Raw genomic sequence first — 11,170 nt, forward strand, 5'->3', positions numbered from 1 at the left:
GATACGGGGGTCTGGGGGCGGAGCCCCCAGGGAGAGCGCCCCCACTCCGGGCACAGAACCACACACGTACGCACCCAGAATCCCGCGCCGCGCCGCAGGCAATTGGCACTCCGCTTGACCGAGTGCTAATCGCGGTCATAGTCTCAGGTCTGGCACTCCCCCCTGGAGAGTGCCAACAACGCGACGGGCAGGTCCGGCACCCGCGACGACGGATCGACCTGGTCGCCACCTCAGACAGTTAACCCCGTGAGATCTCCGAAGGGGGAGGTCGGATCGTGACGACCGCCAGCTCCAAGGTTGCCATCAAGCCGCTCGAGGACCGCATCGTGGTCCAGCCGCTGGACGCCGAGCAGACCACGGCCTCTGGCCTGGTCATCCCGGACACCGCGAAGGAGAAGCCCCAGGAGGGCGTCGTCCTCGCTGTGGGCCCGGGCCGCTTCGAGGACGGCAACCGCCTTCCGCTCGACGTCAGCGTCGGCGACGTGGTGCTCTACAGCAAGTACGGCGGCACCGAGGTGAAGTACAACGGCGAGGAGTACCTCGTCCTCTCGGCCCGCGACGTGCTCGCGATCATCGAGAAGTAGTTCACCCGGTACCCACCGGTTCTGCTTGACAGCTGCGCCCCCGGCCCCCGCCGTTTGATCAGCCGGGCGCCGGGGGCGCGGCTCTTTAACCCGTTAGAACACCTCTAGCTTTCCGAGAGGGCCAACGCTCCCATGGCGAAGATCCTGAAGTTCGACGAGGACGCCCGTCGCGCCCTCGAGCGCGGCGTCAACAAGCTCGCCGACACGGTCAAGGTGACGATCGGCCCCAAGGGCCGCAACGTCGTCATCGACAAGAAGTTCGGCGCCCCCACCATCACCAACGACGGTGTGACCATCGCCCGCGAGGTCGAGGTCGAGGACCCGTACGAGAACCTCGGCGCCCAGCTGGTGAAGGAGGTGGCGACCAAGACCAACGACATCGCGGGTGACGGCACCACCACCGCCACCGTGCTCGCCCAGGCGCTCGTACGCGAGGGCCTGAGGAACGTCGCCGCCGGTGCCTCCCCGGCCGCCCTGAAGAAGGGCATCGACGCCGCCGTCGCCGCGATCTCCGAGGACCTGCTGGCCTCGGCCCGCCCGATCGACGAGAAGTCCGACATCGCCGCCGTGGCCGGGCTGTCCGCCCAGGACCAGCAGGTCGGCGAGCTCATCGCCGAGGCGATGGACAAGGTCGGCAAGGACGGTGTCATCACCGTCGAGGAGTCCAACACCTTCGGCCTGGAGCTGGACTTCACCGAGGGCATGGCCTTCGACAAGGGCTACCTGTCGCCGTACTTCGTGACGGACCAGGAGCGCATGGAGGCCGTCCTGGAGGACCCGTACATCCTCATCCACCAGGGCAAGATCTCCGCGATCGCCGACATGCTGCCGCTGCTGGAGAAGGTCATCCAGGCGGGCGCCTCGAAGCCGCTGCTGATCATCGCCGAGGACGTCGACGGCGAGGCCCTGTCGACCCTCGTGGTCAACAAGATCCGCGGCACGTTCAACGCGGTGGCCGTCAAGGCCCCCGGCTTCGGTGACCGCCGCAAGGCCATGCTCGGCGACATCGCCACCCTCACCGGCGCCGAAGTGGTCGCCGAGGAGGTCGGCCTCAAGCTCGACCAGGTCGGCCTTGAGGTGCTGGGCACCGCCCGCCGCGTCACGGTCACCAAGGACGACACCACCATCGTCGACGGCGGTGGCAAGTCCGAGGACGTCACCGGCCGCGTCGGCCAGATCAAGGCCGAGATCGAGGCCACGGACTCCGACTGGGACCGCGAGAAGCTCCAGGAGCGCCTCGCGAAGCTGGCCGGCGGCGTGTGCGTGATCAAGGTCGGCGCCGCCACCGAGGTGGAGCTGAAGGAGAAGAAGCACCGTCTGGAGGACGCCATCTCCGCGACCCGCGCCGCGGTCGAGGAGGGCATCGTCTCCGGTGGTGGTTCCGCGCTCGTCCACGCCGCGAAGGTCCTGGAGGGCTCCCTCGGCAAGGAGGGCGACGAGGCCACCGGTGTCGCCGTCGTCCGCCGCGCCGTCGTCGAGCCGCTGCGCTGGATCGCGGAGAACGCCGGCCTGGAAGGCTACGTCATCACCGCCAAGGTCGCCGAGCTCGACAAGGGCCAGGGCTTCAACGCCGCCACCGGCGAGTACGGCGACCTGGTCAAGGCCGGCGTCATCGACCCGGTCAAGGTCACCCGCTCCGCCCTGGAGAACGCCGCCTCCATCGCCTCCCTCCTCCTCACGACCGAGACCCTGGTCGTCGAGAAGAAGGAAGAAGAGGAGCCGGCCGCCGCGGGCCACGGCCACGGCCACGCCCACTGACGTACCCGGCACGTCGTCGTGAGGCCCGGCGCCCCTTCGGGGGTGCCGGGCCCTCGCGTTGTGCTACTTCTCCAGCGCGTCGAGCGCTCCGAGCTGAGCCATCAGCCCCAGCCGGTCGTAGTTCCACCAGCCCTCGACGATCTTTCCGTCGTCCTGGCAGCGGAAGACCGTGGTACCGGTCATGCGGACCTTTCTGCCCGTGGGTGCGATTCCGACGAACTCACCCTTGTGGGTCGCGTTCCAGGTCCACCGCGTACTCACCCTGTCGCCCTGGGAGATCTGGTCGTCGATGGTGAACTCGAAGTCGAAGCCGTCCCGCCACATCCGTATGTCTCTGCGTATGGCGTCCAGCCCGATGGTGTCCTGCTCGTTGGCCGGGTCGTGGTCGTGGTAATTCTCCGCGAACACGTCGTTGAGCGGAGGCAGATCGCCCTTGGCGGCCGCCAGTTCGAAGAGCCTGCGGACGTTCGCCGCGTTCAGCTGTTCGTCCCGCACCACGTCCAGGTCGGTGAAGGTGGGCGGCTCGTCGCAGAGCGCGATCATGTCCCGGAAGATCCGGTCGGTCTCCGGAAGCTTCGAGTTCCGCATCGCTTCGTCGTACGAGGGGAACTCCACGATCTCGATCAGGTGTGACGCGTCGGACCGGTCCTTGCCGATGATGTTGTGCGTGGCGGTCCGCTTGCCTTTGGTCTGCTCGACCCATGTGTCCATCAGCTGGTTCATCTCGTCGAACCGGCTTGTCTTGCAGTCAATGAGCTGCACGAACGTCATGACACCGCCTCCCAGCCCCCCTGGGTCCGGCTGACATCCCCATTTTCCCACCGGGGACGCGATGTCACCTCCGCTTCAGCTTGGGCTTCGACCTACTGCGGCCCGTACTTGCGCCCCGTCTTCGAGCTGATCCCCCCGAGCAGGCCCCGCGGCAGCACCTTCACCACGCCCATCAGCGCCTTGTACCGCGGGTCCGGGATGGACAGCGACTTGCCGCGGGCCAGGTCGGCCAGTGCCGCCGTCACCAGCTTGTCGGCGTCCAGCCACATCCAGTCCGGGATGTTGTCCGTGCCCATGCCGGCCCGCTCGTGGAACTCGGTGCGCACGAAACCCGGGGCCAGCGCCATCAGCCGCACCCCGCTGCCCGCCAGATCCCGCGCCGCGCCCTGCGTGAACTGCACGACCCACGCCTTGGACGCGCCGTACGTGCCCCGCGGCAGGAACGCCGCCACCGACGCCACGTTGACGACCCCGCCCCGGCCCCGCTCCCGCATTCCCTCGGCCGCCGCGGAGGTCAGCCGGAGCACCGCCTCGCAGTGCACCTTGAGCATCGTCAGCTCGTCGGCCATCGACACGTCGAGGTAGCGGCCCTTGTTGCCGAACCCAGCGTTGTTGATCAGCAGGTCCACCGGGTTCTTCCGGTCGGCCAGCCGTCGCTCGACCACCTCGATGCCTTTGTCCGTCGCCAGGTCGGCCGTCAGCACCTCCGCCTCGATGCCGTGCCGGTCGTGCAACTCGGTCGCCTGCTCGCGCAGCCGCTTGGTGTCGCGCGCCACCAGGACGAGGTTGTGACCGTCAGCCGCCAGCCGCCGAGCGAAGGCGGCACCGATCCCCGCGGTCGATCCCGTAATCAGAGCCGTTGTCATGGCGCAAGGTTAGTGACCCGGACTGTGCGAATCCGCCCCTCGTACCGGCCTTCACCTGTCCTTTCCATGCTCAGTACCGATCACGATCGGTACTGAGCACAGGGGCGCCCCTCGTCGCCCGGCAGCCGCCTACGCGTCCCCGCCGTGCTGCGCCACGTACTCCTCCGCCTTCTTCCGTGCCTCCGGGTGCAGCGCGTCCCGCGCCGGCAGCAGCAGGGGCAGGAGCTCCCGCTCCGTCGTGACCGCCCGGAACTCCAGGGCCGCCGTCACCTCGTGGTCAGGGCGGTGGACGATCTCGATGGGATCGCCGGCCCGGATCTCGCCCGGCTCGATGACCCGCAGGTAGGCACCGGTCCGGCCCTTCTGTGTGAAACGCCTGACCCAGCCCTTCTCACCGAGGTGCACCTGGAAGTTGAGGCAGGGGATACGACCCGAGGTGACCTCCAGGACCACGTCGGCGCCGATCCGCCAGCGCTCACCGATCAGCGCGCCGGACACGTCGAGGCCCTCGGTGGTGAGGTTCTCGCCGAACGTGCCGTCCGGCAGGGTGCGGCCCAGCTCGCGTTCCCAGTCGTCGAGTTCCTCGCGGGCCACCGCGTACACGGCCTGGTCGTCGCCGCCGTGATGCTCGATGTTGCAGACCGCGTCCCCGGCCACCCCGCTCGCGCCCACTCCCTTGGGCCCGGGCGCGAAGATCCGCACCGGCCCCTGAACCGGCTGCTTGTCGATACCGGTCACGTGCCCCTGCAGATCCGGGTGGTCCACGGTCCTGGGGCGCCCCACGTTCAGCGACAGAAGCTTCATGCGGGCACGCTAGGCGATGGTGCCCAAAGCGTCGACGCAATATTCCGCTCCCTGTCCAAGACTCACTTATGCTCAACAATGTGATCGAGGCCCGCCATCTCCGTGTCCTGCGCGCTGTCGCCACCACCGGCTCCTTCTCGGCGGCGGGGCGCGAACTCGGCTGCACCCAGCCCGCCGTCAGCCAGCAGATGAAGGCCCTGGAGGCATCCGTGGGCACTCCGCTGATCGTCCGGAGCGGGCGCGAGATGAGGCTGACACAGGCGGGGGAGTCGCTGGTCCGGCACGCCGCCGGGATCCTCGCGGGACTCACGGCCGCCGAGGAGGAGGTCGCCGCCATCGCCGGCCTCAGGGCCGGACGCGTCCGCCTGGTGTCCTTCCCCAGCGGCAGCTCCACCCTCGTGCCCACGGCGCTCGCCGCGCTGCGCGCCGCACACCCCGGGACCCGTGTCTTCCTGGAGGAGGCCGAGCCGCCGGCGTCCGTCGAGCTGCTGCGCCAGGGTGACTGCGATGTCGCGCTCGCCTTCCGGTACGAGGGCGCGGCCGGTGCCGAGGAGTGGGGCGACCTGGTGGTACGTCCGCTTCTCAGCGACCGGCTCGTCGGGCTCGTACCGGAGGGGCACCGGCTGGCCCGTGCGGGGTCCGTCGCCATCGGGGCGCTCGCCGGGGAGTCGTGGATCGCCGGCTGCCCTCGCTGTCGCGGGCATCTGGTCGAGGTCTGCGAGGGGGCGGGTTTCACGCCGCGGATCGACTTCGCGACCGACGACTATCCGGCGGTGGTGGGCCTGGTCGGGGCGGGGCTCGGTGTCGCGGTGCTGCCGGAGCTGGCCATCGAATCGGTACGGCCCAAGGGGGTGCGGACGGTCGCGGTGGAACCCGCGGTGCGCCGGGAGATCGTGGCGCTCACCCTGCCGGACCTGGCCCAGGTGCCCGCGGTCGCGGCGACGCTGGAACAGCTGGAGAAGGCTGCCGTCCGGTAGTGCCCGGTGCGCCGCGGTGCGGAGACGCGGGATCAGACATCGGGCAAAGACGTCGGGCGGCGGTGTCGAGTGTTGCAGAAACGTTCCTTCAGTTGTTCGAGTTGGCGTCGCTCCCCGTCGCCGACGCCGACACCAGTCGATGGCGTGCCCGGCCCATGAGTTCTTCGCGCTCGTCCTCGGTCAGTCCGCCCCACACGCCGTAGGGCTCGCGCACTCTCAGTGCGTGCGCCGCGCACTCCGCGCGGACCGGACATCTCATGCAGACCTCTTTGGCCGAGTTCTCGCGTGCGCTCCGTGCCGCACCGCGCTCTCCCTCCGGGTGGAAGAAGAGCGAGCTGTCGACTCCGCGGCACGCCGCGAGGAGCTGCCAGTCCCACAGATCCGCGTTGGGCCCGGGAAGGCGGGAGAAATCTGCCATTGCGTTGTCCCCTTGTTGCCGTTCTGGGCTGAGATGTGACTCGACCGTACATCCGCGATCTAAGGAGATGAAAATATGACCCATTGCGAATCTAGCCTCAGACACTGCAAAAAGGGAAGAAATGGGGCCAAATGGGGCGCGGTTGTGGTGAAACGTTGAGGGTCCGTCGTTCATGTCTGCACTGTGTCCGCCCCCTCACGTAGAGTGCCGAAGGTGGCTCAGTGCCCCGTAACTCTTTCGAGTGACCGTCGTTGAGAGTGCGGAGGCGGTTGAAGGAACAAGCGCTCGGGCAGGCGTCTGAAAGTCCGCTCGCGAGTGTCGACCGCACAGGTGACGATTCGTACCAGCCTGGAGGCTCAAGGTGACGCGCATCAGCTGCGGAGGGCGGCCATGACATCCGTCCTCGTCTGCGACGACTCCCCGCTTGCCCGAGAGGCGCTCCGCCGCGCGGTCGCGACCGTGCCCGGCGTCGAGCGCGTGACGACGGCGGCCAACGGCGAGGAAGTCCTCCGCCGCTGGGGTGCCGACCGCTCGGACCTGATTCTGATGGACGTACGCATGCCCGGTCTGGGCGGCGTCGAGACCGTACGGCGGCTGCTGTCCGCCGACCCCGGTGCACGCATCATCATGCTCACCGTCGCCGAGGACCTCGACGGTGTGGCACTCGCGGTCGCCGCCGGGGCGCGCGGGTACCTGCACAAGGACGCCTCGCGCGCGGAGCTGCGTGCCACGGTGACGCAGGCGCTCGCCGACCCGACCTGGCGGCTCGCCCCGCGCCGGCTGCGCTCGGCCGAGATGGGGGCCGCCCCCACGCTCACCGCGCGTGAGATCCAGGTCCTGGAGGGCATGAGCCACGGCCGGTCGAACGCGGAGATCGGCCGGGAGCTCTTCCTCTCCGAGGACACCGTCAAGACGCACGCGCGGCGGCTGTTCAAGAAGCTCGGTGCCTCCGACCGGGCGCACGCCGTGGCGCTCGGCTTCCGGTGGGGCCTGGTTCGTTAGTGGACCGTAGCGGGGGTTCGGAAATCCCCGCCTGCCGCAGGGCGGGCGGGGCCGCTTTCCGAAAGACGGGCGGCAGCGCTTTCCCGCAGGTGAGCGGGGCTGTATATCGCGAGGCGGGTGGGCTCGGCAACGAGGCCCGCCGGATGCCTGCTGCTCGTTTCGCCGCGGATGCCGCATCCTTGAGGTGTGGAGTTCCTCGGGGACGAGTCGGACGAGCGGAAGGGGAGGGCGCAGGAGATGAGTTCCGGCGCACCTGCTCATAACGCTTCGGTGCACAACATGGGGCACGGTGCCACGGGGCGGCCGGCCTCAGGGCACCATGGATCGATGCGCGACGACGAGACGACGGTCATCGGTGCGCTCGTTCATCGCGCTGTCGACGGAGACGAGCAGGCCACGCACGATCTGCTCGCCCATGTCCATCCACTGGCGCTGCGCTACTGCCGCACGCGGCTCTCCCGGCTTCCGGGTGACGCTCGCCACTTCGTGGAGGACCTGGCGCAGGAGGTCTGCGTCGCCGTGCTCCTGGCGCTGCCGCGCTACAAGGACACAGGAAGGCCCTTCGAGGCGTTCGTCTTCGCCATCGCCGCCCACAAGGTCGCCGATCTGCAGCGGGCCGCGATGCGCCACCCGGGCTCGACGGCGGTTCCCTCGGACGAGATGCCCGAGCGGCCGGACGACTCGCTGGGCCCGGAGGAGCGCGCGCTGCTGAGCAGCGACGCCGAGTGGGCCAAGAAGCTCCTGGCCAACCTCCCGGAGAACCAGCGGGAGCTGCTCCTGCTGCGCATCGCGGTGGGGCTCACGGCCGAGGAGACGGGCCAGATGCTGGGGATGTCCCCGGGAGCCGTACGGGTGGCACAGCACCGGGCCCTGAGCCGGCTGCGGGCGCTGGCGGAGCAGTAGGCGGGCTCTCGCGGCGGCACTCCCCGGCCTCCCGGAGGCGTTTTTCCGGACGGGTACGGTGCGCTTGTGAACGGGGGCGATGCCCGGACCGTACGAACATACGAAGCCAAAGGGTGCTCTCCGTCATGGAATGAGACACCGGAATGAGACGCCCTCGCTTCCCGTTAGCATGGACATCCGCACCGATCAAGGCCATTTGGGGAAGGTGTCATGACTGCAAACGTCGACGGAGTGCCCGAGAAATTCGCGACACTCGGGCTGACCTACGACGACGTGCTGCTGCTGCCGGGCGCATCCGAGGTGCTCCCCAACGCGGTCGACACCTCGTCCCGCATCTCCCGCAACGTCCGTGTGAACATCCCGCTGCTCTCGGCGGCGATGGACAAGGTGACCGAGTCCCGCATGGCGATCGCCATGGCCCGCCAGGGCGGTGTCGGCGTGCTGCACCGCAACCTCTCCGTCGAGGACCAGGTCAACCAGGTCGACCTGGTGAAGCGCTCCGAGTCCGGCATGGTCACCGACCCGATCACGGTGAACCCGGACGCGACGCTGGCCGAGGCCGACGCCCTGTGCGCCAAGTTCCGCATCAGCGGTGTCCCGGTCACCGACGGAAACGGCAAGCTGCTCGGCATCGTCACCAACCGTGACATGGCCTTCGAGACGGACCGCTCGCGCCAGGTCCGCGAGGTCATGACGCCGATGCCGCTGGTCACCGGCAAGGTCGGCATCTCCGGCACTGACGCCATGGACCTGCTGCGCCGCCACAAGATCGAGAAGCTTCCCCTGGTCGACGACGCGGGCGTCCTGAAGGGCCTCATCACGGTCAAGGACTTCGTGAAGGCCGAGCAGTACCCGAACGCCGCGAAGGACTCCGAGGGCCGCCTGCTGGTGGGTGCCGCCGTCGGCGCCAGCCCCGAGGCACTGGAGCGGGCCCAGGCACTGGCCGAGGCCGGTGTGGACTTCCTGGTCGTCGACACCTCGCACGGCCACAACAGCAACGCGCTCAGCTGGATGTCGAAGATCAAGTCGAGCGTGGGCGTGGACGTGATCGGCGGCAACGTCGCCACGCGTGACGGAGCCCAGGCGCTGATCGACGCCGGTGTGGACGGCATCAAGGTGGGCGTCGGCCCCGGTTCGATCTGCACCACCCGGGTGGTCGCCGGTATCGGCGTCCCGCAGGTCACGGCCATCTACGAGGCCGGCCTCGCGGCCCGCGCCGCCGGTGTCCCCGTCATCGGTGACGGTGGCCTGCAGTACTCCGGCGACATCGGCAAGGCGCTGGCCGCCGGCGCCGACACGGTGATGCTCGGCAGCCTCCTCGCGGGCTGCGAGGAGTCGCCCGGAGAGCTGCTCTTCATCAACGGCAAGCAGTTCAAGTCGTACCGCGGCATGGGCTCCCTCGGTGCCATGCAGTCCCGCGGCCAGGGTACGTCGTACTCGAAGGACCGCTACTTCCAGGCCGAGGTGGCCTCCGACGACAAGCTGGTGCCCGAGGGCATCGAGGGCCAGGTGCCCTACCGCGGCCCGCTGGCCAACGTCCTGCACCAGCTCGTGGGCGGCCTGCGCCAGACCATGGGCTACGTGGGCGCCGCCACCATCGACGAGATGGAGTCCAAGGGCCGCTTCGTGCGGATCACCTCGGCGGGCCTCAAGGAGAGCCACCCGCACGACATCCAGATGACGGTCGAGGCGCCGAACTACAGCCGCAAGTAGACGCACACCGTCGTGATCGGCATTCACGCGCGCGCGTGAGACATGCCCCAGGGCGGTCCCGGAGCCTCCGGGACCGCCCTTGTCATGGGCGTCGGTGATACTGGAAGCGCTGAAACGCAAAGGGAAAGGCCACTCACGTGACTGAGATCGAGATCGGGCGCGGCAAGCGCGGCCGCCGGGCGTACGCCTTCGACGACATCGCCGTCGTCCCCAGCCGCCGTACGCGGGACCCGAAGGAGGTCTCGATCGCCTGGCAGATCGACGCCTACCGCTTCGAGCTGCCCTTCCTGGCCGCCCCCATGGACTCGGTCGTCTCCCCGGCCACCGCCATCCGCATCGGCGAGCTGGGCGGCCTCGGCGTCCTGAACCTCGAAGGCCTCTGGACGCGGTACGAGGACCCGCAGCCGCTGCTCGACGAGATCGCCGAGCTCGACCCGGACGCCGCGACCCGCCGCCTCCAGGAGATCTACACGGCTCCGATCAAGGAGGAGCTGATCGGGCAGCGTCTGAAGGAGGTGCGCGACTCGGGTGTGGTCACCGCCGCCGCGCTCTCCCCGCAGCGCACGGCCCAGTTCTCCAAGGCCGTCGTGGACGCGGGCGTCGACATCTTCGTCATCCGCGGTACGACGGTGTCGGCGGAGCACGTCTCCGGTGCCGCCGAGCCGCTGAACCTGAAGCAGTTCATCTACGAGCTGGACGTCCCGGTGATCGTGGGCGGCTGCGCCACGTACACCGCGGCCCTGCACCTGATGCGCACGGGCGCGGCCGGCGTCCTCGTCGGTTTCGGCGGCGGCGCCGCGCACACCACGCGCAACGTCCTGGGCATCCAGGTGCCCATGGCGACCGCGGTGGCGGATGTGGCCGCCGCCCGCCGGGACTACATGGACGAGTCCGGCGGCCGGTATGTGCACGTCATCGCCGACGGTGGCGTGGGCTGGTCCGGCGACCTGCCCAAGGCGATCGCCTGTGGTGCGGACGCGGTGATGATGGGCTCCCCGCTGGCCCGTGCCACGGACGCGCCGGGCAAGGGCAACCACTGGGGCATGGAGGCCGTCAACGACGAGCTGCCGCGCGGCAAGAAGGTCGACCTCGGCACGGTCGGCACGATCGAGGAGGTCCTCACCGGTCCCTCGCACACCCCGGACGGCTCGATGAACCTCTTCGGTGCGCTGCGGCGGGCGATGGCCACGACCGGGTACAGCGAGCTGAAGGAGTTCCAGCGGGTCGAGGTGACGGTGGCGGACTCGCAGCACAAGCGGTAGGCCGTGCGGCGCTGCGGCTTGCGGCGTTGAGCCCTATGGCGTGAGGGGCCCGGACCTTTGTGGTCCGGGCCTCTTTGTGTGTCCAAGTGGGGCTGGTGGGGCGCGTTTTGGG

At 69.2% G+C, this 11,170-nt stretch carries 11 protein-coding genes; 7 read left to right on the forward strand and 4 right to left on the reverse strand.

The window, feature by feature from the left end; all coding sequences use genetic code 11:
- The first annotated feature begins 275 nt into the window (after window positions 1–275).
- Together groES and groL are read left to right on the forward strand one after the other, a co-directional pair.
- Window positions 276–584, forward strand: coding sequence for a co-chaperone GroES (gene groES / locus FNH08_RS32470; RefSeq protein ID WP_014178834.1), 309 nt, complete (start codon window positions 276–278; stop codon window positions 582–584).
- 132 nt (window positions 585–716) lie between these two features.
- Window positions 717–2,342, forward strand: coding sequence for a chaperonin GroEL (groL, locus tag FNH08_RS32475; protein ID WP_152775110.1), 1,626 nt, complete (start codon window positions 717–719; stop codon window positions 2,340–2,342).
- Between the two features lie 63 nt (window positions 2,343–2,405).
- Here groL and FNH08_RS32480 read toward each other — a convergent pair whose 3' ends face one another.
- The 3 genes from FNH08_RS32480 to FNH08_RS32490 form a co-directional block, all read right to left on the reverse strand.
- Window positions 2,406–3,113: an ester cyclase gene (locus FNH08_RS32480; protein WP_152775111.1), complete on the reverse strand. Its 708-nt coding sequence runs from the start codon at window positions 3,111–3,113 to the stop codon at window positions 2,406–2,408.
- A gap of 92 nt (window positions 3,114–3,205) precedes the next feature.
- On the reverse strand, window positions 3,206–3,979 hold the full coding sequence (locus FNH08_RS32485; RefSeq protein WP_152775112.1) for an SDR family NAD(P)-dependent oxidoreductase: 774 nt from the start codon (window positions 3,977–3,979) through the stop codon (window positions 3,206–3,208).
- A gap of 129 nt (window positions 3,980–4,108) precedes the next feature.
- Entirely contained in the window at window positions 4,109–4,783 is a 675-nt protein-coding gene (locus tag FNH08_RS32490) for an MOSC domain-containing protein (RefSeq protein ID WP_152775113.1), read from the reverse strand.
- A gap of 80 nt (window positions 4,784–4,863) precedes the next feature.
- On the opposite strand from FNH08_RS32490, the gene FNH08_RS32495 reads away from it, so the two are divergent.
- Entirely contained in the window at window positions 4,864–5,760 is an 897-nt protein-coding gene (locus FNH08_RS32495) for a LysR family transcriptional regulator (RefSeq protein ID WP_322725875.1), read from the forward strand.
- Window positions 5,761–5,848: 88 nt separating this feature from the next.
- On the opposite strand, the gene FNH08_RS32500 is transcribed toward FNH08_RS32495, so the two are convergent.
- Window positions 5,849–6,178, reverse strand: a complete 330-nt coding sequence (locus FNH08_RS32500) for a WhiB family transcriptional regulator (protein WP_152775115.1) — start codon at window positions 6,176–6,178, stop codon at window positions 5,849–5,851.
- A 390-nt stretch (window positions 6,179–6,568) separates the two neighbouring features.
- On the opposite strand from FNH08_RS32500, the gene FNH08_RS32505 reads away from it, so the two are divergent.
- The 4 genes from FNH08_RS32505 (at window position 6,569) to FNH08_RS32520 (ending at window position 11,058) form a co-directional block, all read left to right on the forward strand.
- Window positions 6,569–7,180: a response regulator transcription factor gene (locus FNH08_RS32505; protein WP_003948568.1), complete on the forward strand. Its 612-nt coding sequence runs from the start codon at window positions 6,569–6,571 to the stop codon at window positions 7,178–7,180.
- Between the two features lie 327 nt (window positions 7,181–7,507).
- The gene (locus FNH08_RS32510; protein WP_060901477.1) at window positions 7,508–8,083 is read left to right on the forward strand and encodes a sigma-70 family RNA polymerase sigma factor; all 576 of its coding nucleotides are present in this window, start codon (window positions 7,508–7,510) and stop codon (window positions 8,081–8,083) included.
- 210 nt (window positions 8,084–8,293) lie between these two features.
- The gene (gene guaB, locus FNH08_RS32515) at window positions 8,294–9,796 is read left to right on the forward strand and encodes an IMP dehydrogenase (protein ID WP_152775116.1); all 1,503 of its coding nucleotides are present in this window, start codon (window positions 8,294–8,296) and stop codon (window positions 9,794–9,796) included.
- Window positions 9,797–9,933: 137 nt separating this feature from the next.
- A complete protein-coding gene (locus FNH08_RS32520; protein ID WP_322725874.1) occupies window positions 9,934–11,058 on the forward strand; it encodes a GuaB3 family IMP dehydrogenase-related protein in 1,125 nt (374 codons plus the stop codon).
- The last annotated feature ends 112 nt before the right edge of the window (window positions 11,059–11,170 follow it).

This window comes from Streptomyces spongiae (assembly GCF_009377185.1).
GTDB lineage: Bacteria > Actinomycetota > Actinomycetes > Streptomycetales > Streptomycetaceae > Streptomyces > Streptomyces spongiae.

Coding starts and splice junctions, on each gene's coding strand:
- groL (WP_152775110.1), top strand. CDS start 717: ATGGCGAAGATCCTGAAGTTCGACGAGGACGCCCGTCGCGCCCTCGAG.
- FNH08_RS32480 (WP_152775111.1), bottom strand. CDS start 3,113: ATGACGTTCGTGCAGCTCATTGACTGCAAGACAAGCCGGTTCGACGAG.
- FNH08_RS32485 (WP_152775112.1), bottom strand. CDS start 3,979: ATGACAACGGCTCTGATTACGGGATCGACCGCGGGGATCGGTGCCGCC.
- FNH08_RS32490 (WP_152775113.1), bottom strand. CDS start 4,783: ATGAAGCTTCTGTCGCTGAACGTGGGGCGCCCCAGGACCGTGGACCAC.
- FNH08_RS32500 (WP_152775115.1), bottom strand. CDS start 6,178: ATGGCAGATTTCTCCCGCCTTCCCGGGCCCAACGCGGATCTGTGGGAC.
- FNH08_RS32505 (WP_003948568.1), top strand. CDS start 6,569: ATGACATCCGTCCTCGTCTGCGACGACTCCCCGCTTGCCCGAGAGGCG.
- FNH08_RS32510 (WP_060901477.1), top strand. CDS start 7,508: ATGCGCGACGACGAGACGACGGTCATCGGTGCGCTCGTTCATCGCGCT.
- guaB (WP_152775116.1), top strand. CDS start 8,294: ATGACTGCAAACGTCGACGGAGTGCCCGAGAAATTCGCGACACTCGGG.